The organism is Clostridium sp. AF34-13 (assembly GCF_003477845.1).
In the GTDB taxonomy this organism is placed as follows: domain Bacteria; phylum Bacillota; class Clostridia; order Lachnospirales; family Lachnospiraceae; genus Butyribacter; species Butyribacter intestini.
Genome location: NZ_QUEB01000025.1, coordinates 1 through 22,402, shown reverse-complemented (window position 1 = coordinate 22,402; position 22,402 = coordinate 1). Strand labels below are relative to the sequence as shown.

Here is a 22,402-nt window from a genome sequence, read left to right as displayed (position 1 = left end):
TATATTTTTATGGCTGGACGGTTACGGTTCTGTTGTTTAATTGTTTGTAAATACATCATAAATTCCGCAGCGGATTTTTACATCGGCGGTATTTTTGCCATCATTTTTTGTGTGCTGTGGTTTTTCAAGGGAATCATATTCTTCACGGGTAAGTGAATTTTTCAGCTTTGCTTTTGACTCGTCAGGAACTGTAGCTGTCGTTGCGTTTTCAAAGCAGAGACTTGGAAAGAGGACGCACCACCAGTTGTGACCGGCAGCTTTGCCGATTTCAACACATAGGGCATCGTAATATCCTGCCGGAAATGTGAGATCTCCGTATGTTTTTACAGGAAAATATCGGTTTTGTATAAATACTTTTACCGAATAAGAATAACCATTTTGGTGAATAGTATAATTGGCAGTATTTTTAATATTTTGAAATTTTGAGGCAACATACTGTTTTGCCTGAGCCGGTGAAGTGGCTGTGTTTAAACCGGTCTGAAGTTCATGTAAGATACTATCTCTTACTTTTAGTTTTAAATTCTGGTCGTTATCGCTGTCACTGTTGGCAATGACATGAAGTCTTAACATATTTTTTGCAATATTTTTCTGTATTTTGTTGATACAGTTTGCTTTTTCGATGTGTTTTGTGGATGATAAAACTTTGGTATGTTGTGTAGTTTTATTGCTTTTGTATGTGCTCAGATAAGATGTATAATTTTTAATACTGATAAGTAAAAGTGTAAATGCTGCCGAATAAATGGCGATAATAAATATAAGCTTATATAATTTTGTTTTGTTCATGTTTTTAACACTCCGTTTTTTATTTGACCGTCATTTATTACCGTTGTCCATGCATATGTTGCATTTGGCATTTAATATGCGGATGAAACCGACTGTTTTGTGACCTGTCATAATGGGGAGTGTTGCCGTGAAAAAAAATTTTATTCACATATTTATGCATTTTGTATATGCGAACATCAGCTAAAGTTTTTATTAAGATGATGGCGAAAAGGTGCATTGTCAGCGTAAATATGTTATTATAGCGTTAATTGGGAGTTAGTGTGAAAAATCTATATATGCAGGATTTTTTGCATGGCAATTTGTTTTTGAGCAGAACAAATTGTTTTTAAGGCAGACGCAAATTTGAAATTGACCGAGCTGAAAGCGAGGGAGGCTTCTTGACTGAAAGTCAGGGAGATGGAGTTTTAAAAGAACTTAATAAATGAAAATTTGTTCAATATTTGCCTATTAGCAACAAGTTGCTCGGAAATGAGGATTAATATATGTCAAATAGAAATATAAGAAGAGGAGACACCAGAGTGTTTAATCCGGATGACATTGTTGTCAGAGAGAGACAGTCGGGAAACAGGCAGGCAGGAAATGTTTCAGGTGGCGGTTATGGCAGAAACGGAAGTGGGGCATACGGTCAGAGAGTGGAACAGACTCGTGGACAGTACAGTGGTAATGCGGGACAGTACGGAAATCGTGCACAGGCGGCAGGCACAAGAAGAGTCGAAGCCGGAAATACACTTTCACCAAAACAGGCTAAAAAGCAACAGAAGAAGCTGAAAAAACAGAGAAGACATAAAAAGTTTTGGTTTGGTTTTAAGATTTTTATGCTTATTGCACTTATAGCGATACTTGCTGCACTTGTTGTTATATATTTTAAATTTGGTGATGACCTCCTAAAATGGAAGATGGAAGCAACGGATGTTGTTGAAAATTCGACAGCAGATACATTTAGGGCATCGGAGACAAGTATTATCTATGCTTCAAATAAGTCCATGATAGCAAAGCTTAAAGGTGATAAGGATTCATATTATCTTAGCTTTGATGAGATTCCACAATCGGTAAAAGACGCAATGGTTGTTACTGAGGACAGAGATTTTTATAAGCATGAGGGTGTAAACTTTTGGTCTACTGCAAAAGCAGCAGTTATGCTTGTTGAGAGCAAATTAAGACATAAGGATATTTCACGAGGTGGAAGTACGATAACACAGCAGCTTGCAAAAAATGTATTTTTGTCAAATGAGAGAACCTATGAGCGAAAAGTCAGGGAAATATTTATTGCTTTGGATCTTGAAAAGAAATATACAAAAGATCAGATTCTTGAATTTTATATAAATAATATTTATTTTGCAAATGGATATTATGGTATAGAAGCGGCGAGCAGGGGATATTTTAATAAGCCGGCGAAAGACCTTGACCTTGCAGAAGCTGTATTTCTGTGCTCTATACCGAACAGACCAAGTTTTTATAACCCTTTGGAGCATTACCAGAACACGCTCAAGAGAAAGAACCGTATTTTAAAACAGATGCTTGATGAAGATTGTATATCGGCTGCTGAGTACAGTGACGCAAATTATGAAAAAATAGTATTAAAGCCTGCACAGGCAATAAAGACTCAGAATTATATGACAACATATGCCGTAAGCTGTGCCACAAAGGCACTTATGAAAGCGAGAGGATTTGAGTTTAAGTACAAGTTTAAAAATGATGAAGAAAAGAAACAGTATGATAAGGAATATGACAAGTTGTACGATGAATGTCACAATTCTTTATATACCGGTGGGTATAGGATTTATACTTCGCTGAATAAAAAGAAGCAGAAGAAACTTCAAAAGGCAGTAAATGACCAGCTTGCAGGATTTAAGGAAAAGACAAAGAAGGATAAAGTATATAAATTACAGGGTGCAGCTACCTGTATAGATAATTCAAATGGGCTTGTTGTTGCAATAGTAGGTGGGCGAAAGCAAAAGAGTATTACAGGATATACACTAAACAGAGCTTATCAGAGTTACAGACAGCCGGGAAGCTGTTTTAAGCCGATAGCGGTCTATACACCGCAGCTTGAGAGAGGATATACACCTGACAGTATAGTTGATGATACTTATTTTAATGGAGGTCCACACAATGCTGACGGAAGTTATGCCGGAAAAATATCACTTAGATATGCAGTTGAAAAATCAAAGAATGTAATCGCATGGAAACTTTTCCAGGAACTTACACCTGAGGTGGGGCTTTCATATCCTATTAAGATGGGATTTGCCAACATTACAGACTCCGATTATTATCCGGCGGCTTCGCTTGGTGGTCTGACAAATGGTGTCACAACTGTTGAGATGGCATCTGCATTTGCAACAATAGAAAATGACGGTGTGTTCAGAGAGCCTACCTGCATAAGCAAGATTACGGATGCGGATGGCAAGACTATAGTAAATAATAAAAATAACCGCAGGGAAAAACAGGTATATAAGAAAAATGCCGCAAGGATGATGACAAGCATTTTGCAGGGAGTTCTTGTGAGTGGAACAGCAAGAGGAAACGCACTTGACAATATGTCATGTGCAGGTAAGACAGGAACTACAAGTGATAAAAAAGACGGATGGTTTTGTGGATATACACCATATTATACTACTACAGTATGGGTAGGATATGATAACCCGAAGACTATTTCAGACTTGTATGGAAATACATATCCGCTTAGGATATGGCGTGAATTTATGTCGGATATACATCAGGGGCTTAAGAATGTTGAATTTAAGTCTTATGATGGAGAAAAGAGTACAAGTTCATCAAGCGGATACAGTGGAAGTTATGGCTCGGATGGAAATACAACGGCAACGGCTGTGCCTACGATTGATCCGGATGCAGCAGAAGCAGATGAAACAGAACCGACAGAAGCACCAGTAACTGACGATGGAACAGATACGGGTGATAGCGGTGATAAAACACCTCCTACTAAAAAGCCGTCAAGTGACAATGTTGATACGGGAGATACCGGTGACGGAACAGATTCACAGCCGGACGATGTTGGTGGTGGAGATAATTCCAATCCGGATGATGTAGGTACGGATGATATGCAGGAATAACAATATTAACAGAATAGCCTTGCTTTGCATTTTTAAATCCATAAATTTGCCACAGCAAGGCTTTCAGATTAAAATTATGCAGGTACAGTGTATATATAAAATTTATATATAAAATTTATAGATAAAATTGATGAGAGTAAACAGGCATGAAACGAGGGATGGTATGACGACTTTTAGTTTATGTATGATAGTGAAGGATGAGGAGGAAGTGCTTTCAAGGTGTCTCAACAGTCTTTGCGATATCATGGATGAGATAATTATCGTAGATACTGGTTCAACTGACAGGACAAAAGAAATTGCAAAGAAATATACCGATAAGGTTTTTGATTATAAATGGTGCAATGATTTTGCAGATGCAAGAAATTTTGCGGCATCAAAGGCAGTTGGTGATTATATTTATACAGCAGATGCAGATGAATATCTGGATAATGAAAACAAAGAAAAGCTTCGTCAGTTAAAGAAGATAATGCTTCCTGAGATAGAAATTGTTCAGATGATTTATCATACACCGGCTGAATTAAGTACGGTTTACAATTTTGAAGAGGAATACAGACCAAAACTTTATAAGAGATTAAGAGCGTTTACCTGGATAGACCAGATACATGAGACTTTAAGAATAGACCCGGTTGTATATGACAGTGATATTATTGTGGAACACAGACCGCTTACAAATCATGCAACAAGAGATTTTAAAGCATTTGAGAGGATAGCGGCAGATGGGAAAAGGTTTTCAAAGAAACTTCATCATATGTATGCGATGGAGCTTTTCCGTTCGGGAGAAGATAAAGATTTTTTAAAGGCTGAGCGTCTGTTTAAAAGAACGCTTGAAGAAGATGGCAGAAGTATAGATGAAGTGAAAGAAGCCTTTTGCGTGCTGGCAAGGTGTTATAGATTGAAGGGTGATGCGGTGGCATTTATGGAATGTGCCCTCAAAGATGCGGCTACTACATTATGTGCTGAGATATGTTGTGAACTGGGAGTTTATTATGAAAGTATCGGGAATGTTTCGGAGGCTGTCATGTGGTATCAGAATGGACTTACGGAGACGGAGAGTATTCTTGATATAAGGAGCTCAGGGGAGATACCTAAGTTGGCGTTGAGGAGACTTGGGATGGATGTGTAGGCACAATCCAATTCAGTGCAATGAAAGTCGGCTGTTAGTACAATATTATATTGTAAGTTTTGATGTGCTTTACATATGAAAATGTTTTGTGACAATGCCGGATGTGCTTTACATACAAATATGCTTTCTAACGATGCTGGGTGTGTTTTTGTATATAAATGTCATTGGTAATAAAGTAGAATGTTTTATGATATATGCTGGAAAATAATGTTTTGGTGATTTTATAGCGATAAATAGTAATAATATAAATATCAAATGTTTGGAATGGAGTTTTAATATGGATGAGAAAACATATATGACGATTGATGAAAAGACAGCTGAGGAGATTGATAACAAGATGCCGGACGAGAGTGAGTTGTATGATCTTGCGGATTTGTTCAAGGTTTTTGGAGATTCGACCAGAATTAAAATTCTCTATGTTCTGTTTGAGAATGAGATGTGTGTTTATGACATCGCATCTATTTTAAATATGACGCAGAGTGCTATATCGCATCAGCTTCGCATATTGAAACAGAACAGGCTTGTCAAGTTTAGAAAAGAGGGCAAAACTGTGCTTTACACACTTGCGGATGAACATGTTTTTACTATATTGAGACAGGGGATTGAGCATGTGGAGGAGTAGGAGAGTATTTCGTTTTCATTTCGGCAAATTTTCACTTGCCTTTTTTTATTGCATATGATATATTAAAAACAACATATGAATGATTGTTCATATGTTGTTTTTAATATATCAGATCAATGTGACAATTCAGCTTTGTGTTGCAATTATTTTTTATGGCTGAACCGTTACAAACAAATATAAATAAAAGTGAGGTGTAATATTATGAGAAAGAAATATCATATAGAGGGTATTGACTGTGCGAATTGTGCAGCTAAAGTTGAAAAAAAGATGAATGAACTGCCGGATGTGGAAGTTACATTGACATTTGCGACGAGCCAGCTTATGGTAGATGCTGAAAATCCTGACGAGGTATTACTTGAACTTAGAAAAATTGCCGACAAGATGGAGCCGGGCACGGTGATAGAGGAAATCTCAAAGACAAGAAAACATGGAGGAAAGAAGAAATCTCACCACCATGACGACGATTGCTGTGAAGACGATTGTTGTCGTGAAGAGCATGAGGGACATGAACATCACCACCATGGCGAAGATTGTTGCGAAGACGATTGTTGTCGTGGAGAGCATGAGGGACATGAACATCATCATCACCACGATAAAGACGATTGCTGCGATGATGATTGTTGCTGTGGAGAGCATAAAGAACACGAGCATCATTATAAGCACCTTGAGGGTGTGGCTAAGAAAAAGTATCGTATAGAGGGCATTGATTGTGCGAACTGTGCAGCTAAAGTTGAAAAAAAGATGAACGAACTGCCGGATGTGGCGGTTACATTGACTTTTGCAACAAGCCAGCTTTTGGTAGAAGCCAAAAATCCCGACGAAGTTCTTCCAAAACTTAGAGAGATAGCAGACAAAATGGAACCGGGAACTGTTATTGAGGAATATAGCAGTGAAAAGGAGAAATCAGTTGAAGCGGATGAAGATGGAGATGATGATGTCAAATTGGAACTTATAAAAATTGTAACCGGTGCATTCGTTTTTATAGGTGGTGTTGTCTGTCAGAAATATCTTAATGCTATGCCGGCTGTGTATATAGCTCTTTTCGTTGTGTCATATGTGATACTTGGTGGTGAGGTTGTCTTAAAGGCTGTTAAAAATCTTTTCAGAGGAAAAGTTTTTGATGAAAACTTCCTTATGAGCATCGCAACAATCGGTGCATTTGCAACGGGTGAATATCCGGAGGCAGTAGGAGTTATGCTGTTTTATGAGATTGGCGAGCTTTTTGAGGATATTGCAGTCGGAAAGAGCCGCAAACAGATTATGGAAGCAGTTGATATGCGTCCAGAGATTGTAAGATATGTAGACGGAGACAATGTAATAGAACTTGACCCTGAGGAAATAGAGGTTGGAGATGTTATCGAGGTAAGACCGGGCGATAGAATACCGCTTGACGGTGTTATCATCAAGGGTGACAGCCGCATTGATACTTCGGCGGTAACGGGTGAGCCTGTTCCTGTAGGGGTAAAAGAGGGAAGTGAAGTTGTTTCGGGCTGTGTAAATATGTCGGGGGTTATATATGTAAAGGTTGAGAAAATTTTGGAAGAGTCTATGGTAAGCCGTATTCTTGAAGCGGTTGAAAATGCGGCGGCATCAAAACCTAAGATTGATAGATTTATAAGCAAATTTGCAAGAGTATATACACCTATCGTTGTATTTGCGGCTTTGGCTACGGCGGTTATCCCGTCATTTATAACGGGAAACTGGCATTACTGGATATACACGGCACTTACTTTTCTTGTAATAAGCTGTCCTTGTGCACTTGTTCTTAGTGTACCGCTTGCTTTCTTTGCAGGAATAGGTGCAGGTTCTAAAAAAGGAATTTTGTTCAAGGGCGGTGTTTCTCTTGAATCACTTGCAGCGGTAAAAGCAGTTGTCATGGATAAGACAGGAACAGTGACGGAGGGAAATTTCAAAGTAGCACAGATAGTAAGTGACGGTGGATATACAGAGGACAGAGTGCTTGCATTTGCAGGGGCAGCAGAGAGCCGTTCAACACATCCGATAGCTACGAGTATTATGGAGGAAGTGAAAAACAGACGACTCGATATACCTCAGGTTGCGGATATAAAGGAAATTTCCGGAAAAGGAATGGAAGTCACGCTTGAGGATGGAAAACTTTTATGTGGAAATTTAGAACTTCTTGCCATGAATGGGATTGAAGTGCCTGAAAAAGCAAAAGAAATTTATGGAACAGAGGTATTGCTTGCTTTTGAGGGAAAATATATAGGATATATTGTTATCAATGATAAGATAAAATCAGACTCAAAACAGGCGATAAATGACATAAAGAGGTACGGACTCTGGACAGCAATGCTTACGGGAGATTCACAGAAAAATGCCGAGATGGTAGCAAAAGAAGCGGGAATAGATGCCTGCTATGCAAAACAGCTTCCACAGGATAAACTTAACAATCTTTCAAAAATCCGTGAGGAAAAGGGTACGGTTATGTTTGTCGGTGATGGAATAAATGATGCACCGGTACTTGCAGGGGCAGATGTAGGAGCGGCTATGGGAAGCGGAGCAGATGCAGCGATAGAAGCGGCAGATGTTGTGTTTATGAATTCAAGACTCTCAGCTATACCTGAAAGTATAAAGATTGCCAGGAAAACAAAAGCCGTTGCAATGCAGAATGTAATAGGAGCACTTATAATAAAGGCACTTGTAATGGTTCTTGGATTTGTGGGAATTGCATCAATGTGGATGGCTGTATTTGCTGATTCCGGAGTTGCAATGATATGCGTGCTTAATTCGGTAAGGATTTTGTTTGGGAAGAAAGAGTGAGAAAATAAAAGGAATAAAGAATATTATTTTATGAACTTGTGAGGAATCCGCAAGGGAAATAAGGGGATTTTTTATTAAGCGTTGCTCGCTACTTTATCAAGAAGTCTTGCGGAATCCCGCTTTGCTTTTCTTGTTGAGTGAGCGTAAATGTTCATTGTGGTACTGACATCGGAATGTCCTAACAGTTCCTGTACATCTTTTGGAGCTGCCCCGTTTGAGAGCAGGTTGCTGGTGTAGGTGTGCCGTAACTGGTGAAAGTGAAAATCTGTTTATGGCAGTAATTTACTATGGAACTGGACTGCTGTTTATGATTATTGGAAATTATTTGCCAAAAGTGAAACAGGGTGCCAAAGGAAGGAAAATAGTTGTCGGAAACGCTGAGAAGAAATTATTCTCAGCGTTTTTGATAAATTATTCTATTTTTCTCATTTAGCAAATCTGTTTTAATAGCGTTGACAAATGTGTAAAATGGAACGCTACATTGAATGCTGTGCAAAAGTCACCTCGAAAATCGTTCCCCCAGTCTTGCCTGATTTGATACAAATACTGCCATCATGTACTCTAACGATTTCACGGACAAAAGCAAGACCTAGCCCTACGCCACCCAGCTCCCGGCTTCTGGATTTATCCACACGGAAGAATGGCTCGAACACTCTCTCCCTAAGCTCCTTTGGTATTCCGCTTCCCGTATCTTCTACAGACAGATAAACATGCTTGTTTCTCTGATATGCGGTTACTGTAACCTGTCCGAGCGGATGATTATATTTGATGGCATTCTCAACCAGATTGTATACAAGCCTGTAAATAAGGATATCACTTCCTATCATAGTGGCATCCTCACATTTTCCAATCAGCTTTATATTTTTTTCCACTGCAAGAGGCTCAAGGTCTGCCAAAACCTCTTCAACAATAGCATCCAATATAATTTTATCATCCCTTCCCACCGTCTGAAGCTCACTCATGTCAAGAAGAGTCTTTACCATCCTGTTTAATTTATCATTTTGTTCCGTAACCATTTTTATGGTCTGCAAAGTGTCTGCATCATTTCCCAGGTGAGAGGCAGAATTATATAAATCAAGCTGTACCTGCATTAACGCTAATGGAGTACGCAGCTCATGTGCTGCATTTGCAGTAAACTGTCTCTGTATCTCAAATGCTTCCGACAGACGCTCAAGCATCTTATTATAAGAAATACCCAGCTGGTTCAGTTCCTTAACATTGTTTTCCTTTATTCTAGAATCAGACAGATTCTGAGCCTGTACCTCTTCAATTTTATCTGAAAACTCCCTTATTGGTCTGAGTGCATGCCCGCTTATAAAATAAGTGACGACACCTCCCAAAAGCGCCAGCAAAACCGTGATTATCAGACTGTTTCTTTTATAGTCGGCCTTATTATTGTACACCTGAACCGAAAATTCATTCGCAAACTCATCCCACTTATCGTCCGGTATGCTGATATATATTTCATCTGATTTGTTTCCTTTTTCATCCCCCTGTGACTCTACCGCATTCTGCAGAGAATCGATGTAATGCACACCGTTTTTATAGACAAACATAGTCAGGCAGCCACATATAATAGCAATACACAATGTAGTAATGCACGTAAGTCTCCACTGTAGCGACATTCTTTTCATCTGTCAGACTCCTCCCGTATTTTATAGCCTTCACCTACCTTGTTCTGAATGGGATCATATCCAAGCTTCGCCTTAAGCTTTTTTCTAAGTGAAGACATATGTACCCTGATTGCTCCGCTAAAGCTGTCTGCCGTGGCATCCCACACATGCTCTATCAGCTCCTCCTGACTCACCGGTCTGCCTATATTGATAAGTAAATATTCCAAAATACCATTCTCTTTTCTTGTCAGTGGAACCGGATCTTCCTTTGCATATGCCTCGCGTTTAATCGTATCAAACTTTATTTCTCCGCATTTAAGACATATATCATTCTGTACAAATTTCCTTCTTGTCAGGCTTCTGATACGTGCCTCAAGCTCCTGCAGATGGAATGGTTTTTCCATGTAATCATTTGCTCCTGCATCCAGTCCCTCTACCTTATCAGCAATCTGACCTCTTGCAGATAATATCAAAACCTTAGTTTCATCATTGTATTTTCTAAGCTCCTTAAGAAGCTCCATGCCATCCATCCCCGGCAGATTCAAATCCAAAACTATCAGATCATAATTCTCCGAAAGTATACATTCAAGAGCCTCTTTCCCATCATAACAGGTATCCACTTCATAACCGGCAGCATACAGACTCTTTGCAACCATATCACATATTTGTTTCTCATCCTCAACAATTAATAATCTCAAAATATTCTCCTGCTTCTTAACAATAATTTTACAACCTATATTATATAATACCAAAGTCAGCTGGTCAACAATACAACAAAAAGGAGCAACATTATGTTGAAATACCAAAAAATATGTCAAATCATTCTGCTTATCCTTGGTGTATCCATGATAAGCTATGGTGCAGTCAGAGGTGAGGCGGCTACAGTGCTTGGTAAAGCAATAAAACTATGTCTGGAGTGTGTTGGAATTGGATAAGGAAAAGAAATTACTATCAAGAAAACTGGCAAAAATACGTGGCTGGATACAGGCCGCAGCAACGCTGCTGACAAATATTCATATTCCAAATTTATTTAAGGGTAAAATATATCAGGGCAATGCAAAAACAGTATGCGTACCCGGATTAAACTGCTACTCCTGCCCTGCCGCGACAGGAGCCTGTCCAATAGGGGCATTTCAGGCAGTTGTCGGATCATCAAAATTTAAGTTTTCATACTACATAACCGGATTTTTTATTTTACTCGGTGTAACTCTCGGCAGATTTATATGTGGTTTTTTGTGCCCATTTGGATGGTTTCAGGATTTACTTCATAAAATCCCCGGAAAGAAATTATCCACAGCCAAACTAAAGCCTCTTAGGTACCTAAAATATGTCATTCTTATTGTTTTCGTTATACTTCTTCCGATGCTTGTAACGAACTCTATAGGAATGGGAGATCCGTTCTTCTGCAAATATATCTGTCCTCAGGGTGTTTTAGAGGGTGCTATACCGTTATCTATTGGAAATGCTGCTATCCGTTCTGCGCTGGGAAAGCTTTTTTCTTTCAAGTGTATGATTTTAATAGCAGTGATTGTACTAAGTATCTTGTTTTACAGGCCCTTCTGTAAATGGATTTGTCCGCTTGGAGCAATCTACTCATTATTTAATAAGGTCAGCCTGCTCAAAATCACCGTTGATAGCAGCAAATGTGTCGGATGCGGTCAATGCTCAAAGGCATGTAAGATGGATGTGGATGTGTGTAAGACACCGGATCACCCCGAGTGCATACGCTGCGGTGCCTGCATAAAGGCATGTCCGAAGGACGCCATCTGCTACCGGTTTATGGGAAAATCATGTCAAAAAAATGACAACAGATAGCTATTAAACATTTTACTATTATTTTAAAGGAGGAATTACTCATGAAAAACAAATTATCATTTATTTCTATTTTTACACTCTGCATAGCATTATCACTTACAGCATGTGGCGTAAAGCAAGCTTCCACAACAGATTCTAAGAACACTCAGACTAAAGCCGGCTCAGAAGCATCCGGCAAATCAGATTCCAAGCTTGATGATTTATATCAGCAGGAAAATCAGCTTTTTGCAGATCACGATGGTGTGTGGAACAAGGCATTTGGCATGATGAACAAAAGTGACGCCGATCCAAACGGAAATTATGCTGATTATCTTGCCGGTACCGTAGAATCAAACAAGAATTCATTCACAGACGATGAGCTTAAAACACTTAATGAGGATATTGAAACCATACGCAAAATCGAGAAACAGATAGCAGAGCTTGAAAACAAAAATACATCATCAGACGATAACAAGAAGGACAGCTCTAAAGCCTCATCTGTATTCAGTGATTTTTCCGGTGAGGATTTTGATGGCAATAAGGTTGATGAAAGTCTGTTTTCCGGTAATGCAGTAACAGTCGTCAATTTCTGGTTTACCGGCTGCAAACCATGTGTCGCTGAATTATCCAAGCTTAACGAATTAAATGATGCTATCAAATCAATGGGCGGAGAAGTTGTTGGCATCAACACTGAGACATTCGATGGCAATAAAAAAGCTATCAAAGAGGCTGCCTCTGTTCTTGAAAGCCAGGGTGTCAAATATCGTAATCTGTCAATTGGCTCCTCTAGTGCTGCCGGTAAATATGCCTCAGAAATCATGGCCTTTCCAACAACTATACTTGTTGACAGAAATGGCAATATTGTAGGCGAACCAATGCTCGGCGGAATTGATAACAAGGACAACTATGATGCCCTTATGAAGCAGATTAAGTCTGTAATTGATGCAGACAGCACAAATAAATAGAGGTCTACATATAAAAAGGGGATGTGAAAAAACTCGATTGAGTTTTTTCGCATCTCCCTTTTTGTACCTGTTGTGTATAAATGACTGAAATCATGCGCAAAGAAAGCGCACTTCCCCTACCCCATAGAAATTCTTTTTCTGAATCTATGCGGCAGTTCTGTTTCTCCTCTTTTTTTTCTGATATTTATATAGATTGTGGCCTATCGCCACAAGTAAAACTTCCAGTTTGACTGAATGAATACCTCTTCGGACAATTCTCTTGTACCAACGGTCGTTTTTCATAATTCCGAAAGTGCCTTCTGCTTGTATCGAACGGTTCATTCGTAATAATGCACCATGGATACTTTCTAGGTTTTCGATTACTTCCTGATGCATGGAAGTTAATTCCTGATTGATCCGAACGGTTCGATTCTTATCTGTCTTCTTACATTTCTCTGCATATGGACATCCACTACAGTCTTCGCATTCATACAATTCTTCCTTACGTCCGTATTGATTTCCCCTCACATTTTTTCTGTATAAAAAATGGAATGCTTTATCGTTAGGACATCTCATGACACCTTGCTCATCAATTCTGAAGTTAACTGCACGAAATGGATCTTCATGATATTTCTGATCCTTAGTTTCCTTTTTAAACATTGGAAATTTCATATACTTTTCAATTCCGTTCTGTTCACAAAAAACACCTCGCGGAATGTTACCAGTGAACCAATGGTATTTAGATAATGCAAACAATACTTGATGAAATTCCATGTTAAACGATGCTGTAGGCTTCAAACATAGTTGAAAGCTTGATTGCCAGTAAATAAACTATTTATTTTCAACGACAAATAAGATGATGTGATTTTATTAAAAGGAAGAGTTTCGCCGGCGGATATGAATATGGCGGTAGAGGAAGCAAGAAAGTTTACACTGGATATATGTGAACAGTTTTGGTAAGGTGAAAGATTTAATTATTTAAAGTTTTTGACTTTAAACCCTAAAAGTACTTGCGTTTAAGGGTTAATATGGGCTATACTATTATGGTATCTGTCCGGGAATCAGGCTGTTGTAGATGACGTGAGCAGCATGTATCCCGGATGTTGTGAGTATGGAAGAGGGTTTAAAGTATGATAGTTACTCTGATTGAGAAAGTATATAGTTTTCTGTGGGGAGATCTGGTGCAGATTCCACTGCCGGGCGGCAGCACTCTGGGAATTTCGCTTCTGATTATATTACTGATTCCTACAGGAATTTATTTTACAGTTCGGACGCGTTTTCTGCCGATTCGCCTGTTCCCGGATATGGTGCAGGCACTGGTTGAGAAGAAACAAGAAAAAAACAGTCTGTCTTCATTTCAGACACTGATCGTTTCGACGGCAACCCGTGTCGGTATGGGAAATCTGATCGGTGTTGTTGCGGCAATTTCGGCAGGCGGCGCCGGTGCGGTTTTCTGGATGTGGGTGACGGCAATTATCGGTTCATCAACAGCTTTTATTGAAGCGACACTGGCACAGCTTTATAAAGAAAAAGATCCACTGTACGGAGGTTACCGCGGCGGTCCGGCGTATTATATTCATGCATATGTAGAAGAAAAACAGAAGAAAAAGAGAAACAAAGTGGTGATTTCTGTGTTGTTTGCAATCTCCGGTCTGATCTGCTGGTGCGGTATCAGTCAAGTGATCAGCAATTCTGTTGTTTCTTCATTTAAAAATGCATTTTCCATTCCGCCGATCTATATGACGGTAGTACTTGTTGCTGTGGCTGCTGTGATAGTGCTTCGTAAAGATGCGACAGTTAAGATCCTGGATATGGTAGTGCCGGTCATGGCGGTATGCTATTTTGCAATCACGATTCTGATCATTGTGATGAATCTTGGAAGTTTGCCGGGTGTTTTTGCAAGAATTTTTGAGGAAGCATTTGGATTCCGACAGGCAGCAGCCGGCGGTTTTGGCGCAGTCCTAATGAATGGAATCAAACGTGGACTGTTTTCGAATGAAGCAGGTTCCGGATCTGCTCCGTGTGCGGCAGCAGCGGCAGAATGTGACCAGCCGGTCAAAGCCGGATTGGTACAGGCGCTCGGGGTATTTGTGGATACGATCGTGATCTGCAGCTGTACAGCATTTATCATGCTGCTTGCGCCGGAAGAAAAAGTTACAGGACTTTCTGGAATGGATCTTCTGCAGACAGCAATGGAACATCATCTTGGCCGTTTTGGTGTGATCTTTATTGCGGCGACGCTGTTTTTATTCAGTTTTTCGACGTTTCTGGGCATCCTTTTTTATGCGAGATGCAATGTTGCATATCTTTTCGGAGATAACTGGGCTTCACAGACTGCATACAAAGTACTGGCGCTTGTGATGCTGTTCATCGGCGGCCTTGCAGCATATACATTTGTGTGGGATCTTGGTGATGTTGGAATCGGACTGATGACGATCTTTAATATCATCATTCTTTACCCACAGGGTGAGAAGGCTCTGAAAGAACTGAAAGAATACGAAAAAGAAAAAAGAAAATGAAAAACACAAAGAGAAAGCATTTGAAACTATGTCTGTTGTTATTGTTTATGGTTCTGGGATGTTTTGCGATAACCAATGTCAGGACGACAACGGTGCAGGCATCATCGCGGACGTTCAAATCAAATGGCAGAACCTATATGGAAAAGCATAATGACAATACACTTAATACGGTATTGTATCAAAAAGTTTCCGGATGTTACAAACAGGTTGCGAAATCGTCAAGATATCTCATCTACAGATTTTCTTATGGAAAGAAATTGTATTTTTCAAGTGCTGACGATGAAGGAACAGGTATTACCTGCACATATACGAAAGGCAAAAATGGATTTAAACTTGAACGAAGCAAGATGGTACTGACAGAACACAGTGGAAGATATGCAGTCGGATATATCTGTATGATCGTGTATACAATTTTATGATCCCGTTTGTGGATGTTGTTTACGACGGGGATGATTATGAATTTGAAATTTCCCTTGAGCCAAAGGATCCGTGCTGCTTTGGATTTAAAGTAGTATATCATAACGGTTCATTTTTACTCCTGCAGAATATTGAGTCAATAGACATCCCCTTTTTTTAAACATTACTATAATGTCAAGGAATCTTCTGCATCTACCCACATCTGTAAATTCCTATCAAGATACAGTCTCGCATATTCTAGTGGTTCATCAATGGCAAGTGTGTTTAATGCACAATCTGATCCAGGTGTCTGATCCAGGTGTAGTTCTCAAATTCTTTTCTGCTTCCCAGCAGTCAATGCGAAGCATATAGTCTGCACTGGTATAAACATCCATAGCTTATATGCTACCCATATTCGTAGGAGAATATTTCATCATTCTTTATCGTTTAAATATTGAATATACTCGTTTCCCCATATTTCCAACTCCTTCAGTACTTTTCTGAATTTTTCTCCAATATCACTTAATTTGTATTCGACTTTTGGTGGAATCTGCTGATATTCTATGCGTTCAATCAAGCCTTCTTCTTCCAACTTTTTCAGCTGTCTTGATAGCGTTGTATGTGTCATTTCTTCTGGCATTTTTCTTTGTAATTCATTAAACCGGGTGGGACCATCTGTTAATAAATGCATAATATACATAGACCATTTACCTGTTAAAACTTTTTATATTGCCACGGTAGAAGGAGACCAGCCACATGTTCACACATTTGGTGCTGTATGTGAATTTGAAGGAAAGCTTTATATTGTAACGAATAATAAAAAAGATGTTTACAACCAGATGAAAGTAAATGGAAAAGTTGAAATGTGTGGAATGAACAAAGGTACTTGGATTCGTGTGAAAGGTGCAGTAAAAGAAGATACTCGCCGTGAAGCTCGTGTAGCCATGATGGAAGCAAATAAAAATGCTCTCCAGTCTATGTATACTGTCGATGACAATTTGATGACGGTATTCGTTTTTGAAAGTGGCATCGCAACTATTTATTCATTCACAGAAGAACCGAAGGTTATCAATCTGTAAAATTTTGAGTAATGTAACTTCTGATTTGTAAAGATATGGATAAAGTAGAAGCCCGGTATGCATTAGAATCTACTAGCCAACCACTTGGTATTTCTAGTTATGAATTATCAAAACTTATACCAGAAGAGTTCAAAGGTAGTATGCCTACCATTGAAGATATTGAGGCTGAATTAAATGAATAACTTCAAGTTTGAGCGGTCAGGGGAAACGGCTGGTTGGAAAGTACAAGAAATAATAATCTATGCAGTTGTATGTAATTGTTCACAGAATTAACACAAAAATAATATTGACTGAAAATGACTAGCGTGATAGTATAAAAGTGTAATAACTATTGCAATAGTCATTTTTTAAACTGAAAATACAGGGAGAAATTACCATGGGAATAAAGCTTTATGATTCAGAACTGAAAGTTATGGAAATTTTATGGAAAGAGGGTGAATTGACAGCAGGACATATAGCAAAGATTTTAAAAGAAGAAATAGGGTGGAATAGAAATACCACATATACAGTTATTAAAAAATGTATTGAAAAAGGTGCTGTTGAAAGATTTGAACCAAAATTCAGATGCAGGGCACTTATTTCAAAGAAAGATGCACAGGAATATGAGACAGAGGAACTTATAGACCGTATGTTTGAAGGGTCAAAAAAGAATTTTTTTGCAGCAATGTTGTCTGAGAACAGTTTAACGGCGGAAGAACTGGAGCAGTTAAAGGATATGGTAAATCAAATGAAGTGAGGTGTTTAAATGCTTATAGACATGAGTGTTTCGGCAGGAGTGCTTATTGTACTTACGATTATATTAGAAAAAATTGCCGGAAATTATTTCTCAAAGAGATTTATCGTAACAATGTGGAAAATTGTTTTGCTTCGTTTGATAATACCGATTAATCTTCCGATAACATTTGGTATTGCAAAGCCTTTCATTGGAATGGTCAGAGGTGCAAAAAATATTTTGGGTGGGCTTTTTGGAAGTGAAAATAAGTCCAGAATATATTATGCAGCAGGGGCATCAGTGATGTCAAAGCCGCAAAATCTGTATTCTGAAAATAACAATATAAATTTAGTGTTGACAGGGTGGGGACTTGTGGCAGTTGTTTTAATTGTGTTTTTTACAGTTTCATATTATAGGGAGTACAAAAAGTTTAAAGTTGCATTACCATTACAGGAGGAATTTGAGCAGAACATCAGACAGATGAAAATTTTGCCGAAATATGTAAAACTTTATGTTTCTGATATGACGGCAACACCGATAACATTTGGAATTATACATCCGGAGATAATATTTCCAAAAATATTTGTGAAATTAAAGAAATCGGACGGAGTATTTTCTAATGAGGATAATGAAATAAAATATGTGTTGATGCACGAAAGTGTTCATATAAAATATGCGGATAACATTTGGAAACTGGCAGCAGTTTTTGCAGTCTGTATTCATTGGTTCAATCCTCTTGTATGGCTGATGTATGTTTTTATCAACCGTGATATTGAAATGGCTTGTGATGAACAGGTGATTTTGAGATGCGGTGAAGTAAAAAAAGCTGATGATAATGATAATAAAGCACAGGCGAAAACAGATATAAGTAAGACATCAGAAGAAGATAAAAAATCAAAGGTTGCAGTTGAAATAAATGATGTCGAAGAATATGCAGAGGGTGATTCAGTTTCATGCACTGCATATGCCGATGGAACTGCGACATATTATGTAAATGGGAAACAGGTAAAATTGACAGAGGATGAACTTAAAAAGCTTGAAAAAGACGGCAAAGTTACAATAAAAATTAAAAATTTAAAAGAAAAATAGAAGCTGTCAGATGTAGATGGGTGTGGGCGGTAATAGATGGAAAAAGCCTTATAGAAAGTAAGTATTGTGAAAATCTCAAAAAAGAGTTAAGATGTTGAAAGTACATAGTACAACAAATAAATAATAAAAAAACACTTGTAAACAGAAAACTGCGAAGTTTTAGCTTTGTGTGTGGTTCATGAAAAGGCATTATCTTCAGAGAAAGTGTTTAATAATAAAAAACAGGAGGCTCGACATGACTAAAGAGATTTTTGACGGATACAAATATATTGAGGGCGGTGTGTGTGCTGCCAAAGGATTTGTTGCAAACGGACTTAACTGTGGAATAAATCCGGTTAAGGAAAAGTTTGACCTTGGTGTTGTTTATAGTGAGACGGAATGCAATGCGGCTGGTGTCTACACTCAGAATAAAGTAAAAGGTGCACCTATCATTGTTACTAAAAAACACCTTGAAAAAAGTGGCGGTAAGGCAAAGGCTGTTATCGTTAATTCAAAAAATGCAAATACCTGTAATGCTGACGGCGAGGAGATTGCTGAAAAAGTTTCAAATCTTCTTGCAGATGCCGTGGGAATCAAACCGGAGGAAGTAATCGTTGCTTCAACAGGTGTTATCGGACAGATACTTTCAGTAAAACCTTTTGAAGATTATATGCAGAAACTTGTTGACGGAATGACAACAGACGGTCATACGGCGGCAGCAGATGCGATAATGACAACGGATACCATTCGTAAGGAAGTTGCGGTAGAGTTTGAGATAGACGGAAAGGTGTGTCATCTCGGCGGCATGGCAAAGGGAAGCGGAATGATTCATCCAAACATGGCAACAACGCTTAACTTTGTTACAACAGATGTGGCAGTTACAACAGAGATGGTTCAGAAAGCACTCAGCGATATAGTAAAGGTTACATATAACTGTCTCAGCATTGACGGTGATACATCCACAAATGATATGGTAAGCGTAATGGCAAATGGTCTTGCCGGAAATAAAGAAATCACAGCCGAGGGTGATGACTATGACAAATTCAAACAGGCTCTTTATATCGTAATGTCAAATATGACAAAGATGCTTGCATCTGACGGAGAGGGAGCGTCAAAACTTCTTGAGTGTACCTGCGAGGGAGCACCCGATATTGAAACGGCAATAATCGTAGCAAAGAGCGTTATCAGGAGTCCGTTGTTTAAATGTGCAATGTTTGGTGAGGATGCAAACTGGGGAAGAATACTCTGTGCAATCGGTTATGCAGAAGCTGATTTTGATATTGCAAAAGTCAGTGTATCACTTCGCTCAGAAGTCGGAAGTGTGAAAGTATGCGAAAATGGAGCAGGTGTTGAGTTCTCAGAGGACGAAGCCGCAAAGATACTTGCAAAGGACGAGATATTTATAGATATTGACCTCGGACAGGGAGATGTGAGTGCGAAAGCATGGGGCTGTGACCTCACTTATGATTATGTTAAGATTAACGGAGATTATCGTTCGTAGATTGATTGAATGCAGATAGGTATTATCATGCCTGCCGGGTTATTTATTCATCATAATGTCCTCGGCAGGCTATTATCTTTATGTTTTGTAATTCGTCTATTACATATACAAGGCGGTTGGCATCATCTATTCCTCTTGAATACTCAGGTCTGTTTTTTAACTTTTCAGGTTTGCCTATGCCATTTAATGCACCATTTCTTTTTATATCTTCCAATAATGAATTTATCTTTTTCAATGTTTTTTTATCTTGCATTTGCCAATATAATAGTCTTTAAATCCATTGGCGGTAAATGTGAAATCATTCATTGTTTATTTTCTCCATGAAATCAAGCATTTTTTGTGATGGTTTCCAATCATCTGATTCCATTGCCTGTAATTCATCTAATGACAGTGTTATGGTGTTTCCCTCATTGGCTTGAGCCATGCTTTCATTTAGGCGTTTTAGGTATTCGGCATTTCTTTTTGCTCTTTGTAGTTCGTTGTATTCACTTTCAGAAATTACAACTACATTTTTATTTTGTTTTCTTGAAACTATAACTGGTTCTCCGGAAAATGCAATATCAAAATATTTTTTTAAGTTCGCTCGTAAATCCACTTGTTTTGTTGCTATCATAAGTCAAACCTCCTTTTGTACTAAAAACTGTACTGTTTATAGTACATAAATTATATAACATTATTATGCACAATGCAAATGTTTTCATGTCTGCCGGGGTATTTATTCATCATAATGCTCTCGACAGGCTATTATCTTTCCGCCTTACCTTTTACTTTTCCCAAAATTTCACTTGAGAGTAATTAAAATCATATACTGTGGTTGTTATTTTTCTGTTATTTTCGCTATAAGATTCTGAAGATATTATGATGGCGTTGTCTAGTAAATTATCGTTATCATATTTTATATAGTATGTTGAGTATTGGTCATTATGTGATGTTGTAACTGCTGATGCTACCATATTATTATTAACAATAATACAAAAAATGATAATCATACTTATTAGAATATTTTTGTTTTTTATTTTAAAATCCTCCATTGTAGTTTATGTTATTAAATCTCTATAATATACCTATGTCTGAAAAAATCCGTTCTATTTCATACCATGAAGATAGATAATTATTTAGTTTTTCTTTTCCTGTGTTTGTAATTTTGTAATATTTTCTTTTAGGACCGTGTGGAGATTCTATATAATATATATCTGTTAGTCCATCTTTATTTAATCTTCGTAATATTGCATAAAATGTACTCTCTTCTGTATCATAGAAATAATTCTGCAAAAATTTTATGATATCATAACCATATGCATCTTTTGTAGTTAATAATTGAAGAATGCATATGGTTAAAATTCCTCGTTTTAACTGTGAGTCCATTATTTCTCCTTTGATTTTAAATTTAATATATAGAAGATAATACATAACAATAATAATTCAAAATATATACATATATTTCCGAATATTAAAAGTCTAAATTCAGAAATTGTATCAGATAACATATGTAATTGATTTTCACAATATAGTAGTAGTGTTATTTCGGTGCAAATATGAAAAATTGTAATAATTCCAAAGAACTTATTTTTGTAAAGCTTATTGAAACAAAAGTATATGTTTATAAGAAACAAAATAAGCGAAATTAAAGTTATAATATAAGTACATATTTTGCCAGAATTATGAAATCTCAAATTTGGTAAAAAAAAGTTTTGTAATAAAACAATTGATACATCAATTCCAAATAAAAATATGTTATTTATTATACTAAAATATGTTGTTTTTATAATATTCTTATCTTCTGCTTTTATAAAAAATATAGGTATTATAAAAAGTAAAAAATTAATTAAAAGTGAATATGCTAAGAAGTTTGATGTATATTTATTACATATATTTAAACATAATACATTAGACAAAAAATGTATTATTATAATTAAAAGCATTTGTATTGTTGTATTATTTGTAAATAAGTGCTTTTGTGGAAATTCTGAATGTAATTTTTGGGTTATGGTTACTGGATTTTGCAAAGAATTGCAAATTTCTTTTTCTGTTTTTCCATGCAGTTTTTCATTTTCAAACCATTCTTCATAATCACTTATAATATTTGAAATATCAATATCATTAAAATAAAAAGATAAGTGAAATCTTAAATTTTTAATGAATTTATTTTCTGAATTAAATTTAGACATAGAAAGCTCCTTTCTGTAGTAGTCTATTAATATGCTTAAAATTATTTATTACATAGATAATTTTAAAATGTTATATATAGTTACTACTGTGTGTTAAACAGTAGTGAGTTATGTATATATAGTAATTCTTTTTTTTATATATGTCAAGGGAATATCAAAAGATATGATTTTTTATTCTATGCACCTCATTTGCAAAACTAATTTCCACCCCTATATGACTTGTCGTGG

At 37.4% G+C, this 22,402-nt stretch carries 24 protein-coding genes and 2 pseudogenes; 15 read left to right on the top strand and 11 right to left on the bottom strand.

The features are described 5' to 3' along the window. Positions 1-36 precede the first annotated feature (36 nt). Positions 37-783, bottom strand: coding sequence for a stage II sporulation protein R (gene spoIIR, locus DWZ63_RS14955; RefSeq protein WP_118500308.1), 747 nt, complete (start codon positions 781-783; stop codon positions 37-39). A gap of 482 nt (positions 784-1,265) precedes the next feature. Here spoIIR and DWZ63_RS14950 point away from each other — a divergent pair, with 482 nt between their 5' ends. The 4 genes from DWZ63_RS14950 to DWZ63_RS14935 all read left to right on the top strand — a co-directional run bounded on the left by DWZ63_RS14950 (position 1,266) and on the right by DWZ63_RS14935 (position 8,380). Further along, on the top strand, positions 1,266-3,854 hold the full coding sequence (locus DWZ63_RS14950; protein WP_055945514.1) for a PBP1A family penicillin-binding protein: 2,589 nt from the start codon (positions 1,266-1,268) through the stop codon (positions 3,852-3,854). A 163-nt stretch (positions 3,855-4,017) separates the two neighbouring features. Next, entirely contained in the window at positions 4,018-4,977 is a 960-nt protein-coding gene (locus DWZ63_RS14945) for a glycosyltransferase family 2 protein (RefSeq protein WP_055945512.1), read from the top strand. Positions 4,978-5,254: 277 nt separating this feature from the next. Further along, positions 5,255-5,599, top strand: coding sequence for a metalloregulator ArsR/SmtB family transcription factor (locus tag DWZ63_RS14940; protein ID WP_022013529.1), 345 nt, complete (start codon positions 5,255-5,257; stop codon positions 5,597-5,599). Positions 5,600-5,800: 201 nt separating this feature from the next. After that, positions 5,801-8,380 carry a heavy metal translocating P-type ATPase gene (locus tag DWZ63_RS14935; RefSeq protein WP_055945511.1) on the top strand — a complete coding sequence of 860 codons (2,580 nt, stop codon included), beginning with the start codon at positions 5,801-5,803 and terminating at the stop codon, positions 8,378-8,380. 74 nt (positions 8,381-8,454) lie between these two features. Here the strand turns inward: DWZ63_RS14935 and DWZ63_RS14930 are convergent. Beyond that, positions 8,455-8,643, bottom strand: a pseudogene (locus DWZ63_RS14930) (tyrosine-type recombinase/integrase); the annotation flags it as partial. A gap of 8 nt (positions 8,644-8,651) precedes the next feature. Here DWZ63_RS14930 and DWZ63_RS14925 point away from each other — a divergent pair. Next, the gene (locus DWZ63_RS14925; RefSeq protein WP_182431550.1) at positions 8,652-8,813 is read left to right on the top strand and encodes a hypothetical protein; all 162 of its coding nucleotides are present in this window, start codon (positions 8,652-8,654) and stop codon (positions 8,811-8,813) included. A gap of 43 nt (positions 8,814-8,856) precedes the next feature. Here the strand turns inward: DWZ63_RS14925 and DWZ63_RS14920 are convergent, their stop codons facing one another. Together DWZ63_RS14920 and DWZ63_RS14915 are read right to left on the bottom strand one after the other, a co-directional pair. Further along, positions 8,857-10,014: a HAMP domain-containing sensor histidine kinase gene (locus DWZ63_RS14920; protein WP_118500307.1), complete on the bottom strand. Its 1,158-nt coding sequence runs from the start codon at positions 10,012-10,014 to the stop codon at positions 8,857-8,859. Next, positions 10,011-10,691 (bottom strand): response regulator transcription factor, encoded by a 681-nt coding sequence (locus DWZ63_RS14915; RefSeq protein WP_172794180.1) that lies wholly within the window; start codon positions 10,689-10,691, stop codon positions 10,011-10,013. Before DWZ63_RS14915 ends, DWZ63_RS14920 begins: the two co-directional genes overlap by 4 nt. 93 nt (positions 10,692-10,784) lie before the next feature. Between DWZ63_RS14915 and DWZ63_RS14910 the strand changes: the two genes are divergently transcribed. The 3 genes from DWZ63_RS14910 to DWZ63_RS14900 are packed head-to-tail and all read left to right on the top strand — an operon-like array spanning position 10,785 to position 12,752. Continuing rightward, positions 10,785-10,928, top strand: coding sequence for a CD1871A family CXXC motif-containing protein (locus DWZ63_RS14910; protein WP_055945505.1), 144 nt, complete (start codon positions 10,785-10,787; stop codon positions 10,926-10,928). Next, positions 10,921-11,808: a 4Fe-4S binding protein gene (locus DWZ63_RS14905; RefSeq protein ID WP_009263529.1), complete on the top strand. Its 888-nt coding sequence runs from the start codon at positions 10,921-10,923 to the stop codon at positions 11,806-11,808. Before DWZ63_RS14910 ends, DWZ63_RS14905 begins: the two co-directional genes overlap by 8 nt. A gap of 41 nt (positions 11,809-11,849) precedes the next feature. Beyond that, positions 11,850-12,752, top strand: a complete 903-nt coding sequence (locus DWZ63_RS14900) for a TlpA disulfide reductase family protein (RefSeq protein ID WP_118500306.1) — start codon at positions 11,850-11,852, stop codon at positions 12,750-12,752. Positions 12,753-12,896: 144 nt separating this feature from the next. Here the strand turns inward: DWZ63_RS14900 and DWZ63_RS14895 are convergent, their stop codons facing one another. After that, positions 12,897-13,391: a transposase gene (locus DWZ63_RS14895; RefSeq protein ID WP_243020678.1), complete on the bottom strand. Its 495-nt coding sequence runs from the start codon at positions 13,389-13,391 to the stop codon at positions 12,897-12,899. A 470-nt stretch (positions 13,392-13,861) separates the two neighbouring features. On the opposite strand from DWZ63_RS14895, the gene DWZ63_RS14890 reads away from it, so the two are divergent. After that, on the top strand, positions 13,862-15,250 hold the full coding sequence (locus tag DWZ63_RS14890) for an alanine/glycine:cation symporter family protein (RefSeq protein WP_055945498.1): 1,389 nt from the start codon (positions 13,862-13,864) through the stop codon (positions 15,248-15,250). Then, a complete protein-coding gene (locus DWZ63_RS14885; RefSeq protein ID WP_118500305.1) occupies positions 15,247-15,669 on the top strand; it encodes a hypothetical protein in 423 nt (140 codons plus the stop codon). The genes DWZ63_RS14890 and DWZ63_RS14885 overlap by 4 nt, the downstream gene beginning before the upstream one ends. Before the next feature lie 164 nt (positions 15,670-15,833). Here the strand turns inward: DWZ63_RS14885 and DWZ63_RS14880 are convergent. Both DWZ63_RS14880 and DWZ63_RS14875 read right to left on the bottom strand, forming a co-directional pair. Further along, positions 15,834-16,041 (bottom strand): annotated as a pseudogene (locus tag DWZ63_RS14880) (DUF6061 family protein). Between the two features lie 38 nt (positions 16,042-16,079). Beyond that, positions 16,080-16,337 (bottom strand): helix-turn-helix domain-containing protein, encoded by a 258-nt coding sequence (locus DWZ63_RS14875; RefSeq protein ID WP_347474883.1) that lies wholly within the window; start codon positions 16,335-16,337, stop codon positions 16,080-16,082. Here DWZ63_RS14875 and DWZ63_RS14870 point away from each other — a divergent pair. The 5 genes from DWZ63_RS14870 to argJ all read left to right on the top strand — a co-directional run bounded on the left by DWZ63_RS14870 (position 16,312) and on the right by argJ (position 20,006). Further along, positions 16,312-16,725, top strand: coding sequence for a pyridoxamine 5'-phosphate oxidase family protein (locus DWZ63_RS14870; protein WP_243020676.1), 414 nt, complete (start codon positions 16,312-16,314; stop codon positions 16,723-16,725). The genes DWZ63_RS14875 and DWZ63_RS14870 overlap by 26 nt on opposite strands. A 20-nt stretch (positions 16,726-16,745) precedes the next feature. Further along, complete coding sequence (locus DWZ63_RS14865) at positions 16,746-16,907, top strand: PDDEXK nuclease domain-containing protein (RefSeq protein WP_347474885.1); 162 nt, start codon at positions 16,746-16,748, stop codon at positions 16,905-16,907. A 194-nt stretch (positions 16,908-17,101) separates the two neighbouring features. Beyond that, a complete protein-coding gene (locus tag DWZ63_RS14860) occupies positions 17,102-17,461 on the top strand; it encodes a BlaI/MecI/CopY family transcriptional regulator (protein WP_022013397.1) in 360 nt (119 codons plus the stop codon). Between the two features lie 9 nt (positions 17,462-17,470). Next, complete coding sequence (locus DWZ63_RS14855; RefSeq protein ID WP_118500303.1) at positions 17,471-18,526, top strand: M56 family metallopeptidase; 1,056 nt, start codon at positions 17,471-17,473, stop codon at positions 18,524-18,526. Between the two features lie 235 nt (positions 18,527-18,761). Further along, positions 18,762-20,006: a bifunctional glutamate N-acetyltransferase/amino-acid acetyltransferase ArgJ gene (gene argJ, locus DWZ63_RS14850; RefSeq protein WP_118500302.1), complete on the top strand. Its 1,245-nt coding sequence runs from the start codon at positions 18,762-18,764 to the stop codon at positions 20,004-20,006. 43 nt (positions 20,007-20,049) lie between these two features. On the opposite strand, the gene DWZ63_RS14845 is transcribed toward argJ, so the two are convergent. From DWZ63_RS14845 to DWZ63_RS14830, 4 genes are all read right to left on the bottom strand, one after another. After that, positions 20,050-20,241 carry a type II toxin-antitoxin system YoeB family toxin gene (locus DWZ63_RS14845; protein WP_243020672.1) on the bottom strand — a complete coding sequence of 64 codons (192 nt, stop codon included), beginning with the start codon at positions 20,239-20,241 and terminating at the stop codon, positions 20,050-20,052. A 63-nt stretch (positions 20,242-20,304) separates the two neighbouring features. Then, a complete protein-coding gene (locus tag DWZ63_RS14840; protein WP_118500300.1) occupies positions 20,305-20,619 on the bottom strand; it encodes a type II toxin-antitoxin system prevent-host-death family antitoxin in 315 nt (104 codons plus the stop codon). 440 nt (positions 20,620-21,059) lie between these two features. Then, positions 21,060-21,371 (bottom strand): PadR family transcriptional regulator, encoded by a 312-nt coding sequence (locus tag DWZ63_RS14835; protein ID WP_118500299.1) that lies wholly within the window; start codon positions 21,369-21,371, stop codon positions 21,060-21,062. Further along, positions 21,371-22,174: a DUF1700 domain-containing protein gene (locus tag DWZ63_RS14830; protein WP_118500298.1), complete on the bottom strand. Its 804-nt coding sequence runs from the start codon at positions 22,172-22,174 to the stop codon at positions 21,371-21,373. Before DWZ63_RS14830 ends, DWZ63_RS14835 begins: the two co-directional genes overlap by 1 nt. Between the last annotated feature and the right edge of the window lie 228 nt (positions 22,175-22,402).

Coding starts and splice junctions, on each gene's coding strand:
- spoIIR (WP_118500308.1), bottom strand. CDS start 783: ATGAACAAAACAAAATTATATAAGCTTATATTTATTATCGCCATTTAT.
- DWZ63_RS14950 (WP_055945514.1), top strand. CDS start 1,266: ATGTCAAATAGAAATATAAGAAGAGGAGACACCAGAGTGTTTAATCCG.
- DWZ63_RS14945 (WP_055945512.1), top strand. CDS start 4,018: ATGACGACTTTTAGTTTATGTATGATAGTGAAGGATGAGGAGGAAGTG.
- DWZ63_RS14940 (WP_022013529.1), top strand. CDS start 5,255: ATGGATGAGAAAACATATATGACGATTGATGAAAAGACAGCTGAGGAG.
- DWZ63_RS14935 (WP_055945511.1), top strand. CDS start 5,801: ATGAGAAAGAAATATCATATAGAGGGTATTGACTGTGCGAATTGTGCA.
- DWZ63_RS14925 (WP_182431550.1), top strand. CDS start 8,652: ATGGCAGTAATTTACTATGGAACTGGACTGCTGTTTATGATTATTGGA.
- DWZ63_RS14920 (WP_118500307.1), bottom strand. CDS start 10,014: ATGAAAAGAATGTCGCTACAGTGGAGACTTACGTGCATTACTACATTG.
- DWZ63_RS14910 (WP_055945505.1), top strand. CDS start 10,785: ATGTTGAAATACCAAAAAATATGTCAAATCATTCTGCTTATCCTTGGT.
- DWZ63_RS14900 (WP_118500306.1), top strand. CDS start 11,850: ATGAAAAACAAATTATCATTTATTTCTATTTTTACACTCTGCATAGCA.
- DWZ63_RS14895 (WP_243020678.1), bottom strand. CDS start 13,391: ATGTTTAAAAAGGAAACTAAGGATCAGAAATATCATGAAGATCCATTT.
- DWZ63_RS14890 (WP_055945498.1), top strand. CDS start 13,862: ATGATAGTTACTCTGATTGAGAAAGTATATAGTTTTCTGTGGGGAGAT.
- DWZ63_RS14885 (WP_118500305.1), top strand. CDS start 15,247: ATGAAAAACACAAAGAGAAAGCATTTGAAACTATGTCTGTTGTTATTG.
- DWZ63_RS14875 (WP_347474883.1), bottom strand. CDS start 16,337: ATGCATTTATTAACAGATGGTCCCACCCGGTTTAATGAATTACAAAGA.
- DWZ63_RS14860 (WP_022013397.1), top strand. CDS start 17,102: ATGGGAATAAAGCTTTATGATTCAGAACTGAAAGTTATGGAAATTTTA.
- DWZ63_RS14855 (WP_118500303.1), top strand. CDS start 17,471: ATGCTTATAGACATGAGTGTTTCGGCAGGAGTGCTTATTGTACTTACG.
- argJ (WP_118500302.1), top strand. CDS start 18,762: ATGACTAAAGAGATTTTTGACGGATACAAATATATTGAGGGCGGTGTG.
- DWZ63_RS14840 (WP_118500300.1), bottom strand. CDS start 20,619: ATGATAGCAACAAAACAAGTGGATTTACGAGCGAACTTAAAAAAATAT.
- DWZ63_RS14835 (WP_118500299.1), bottom strand. CDS start 21,371: ATGGACTCACAGTTAAAACGAGGAATTTTAACCATATGCATTCTTCAA.
- DWZ63_RS14830 (WP_118500298.1), bottom strand. CDS start 22,174: ATGTCTAAATTTAATTCAGAAAATAAATTCATTAAAAATTTAAGATTT.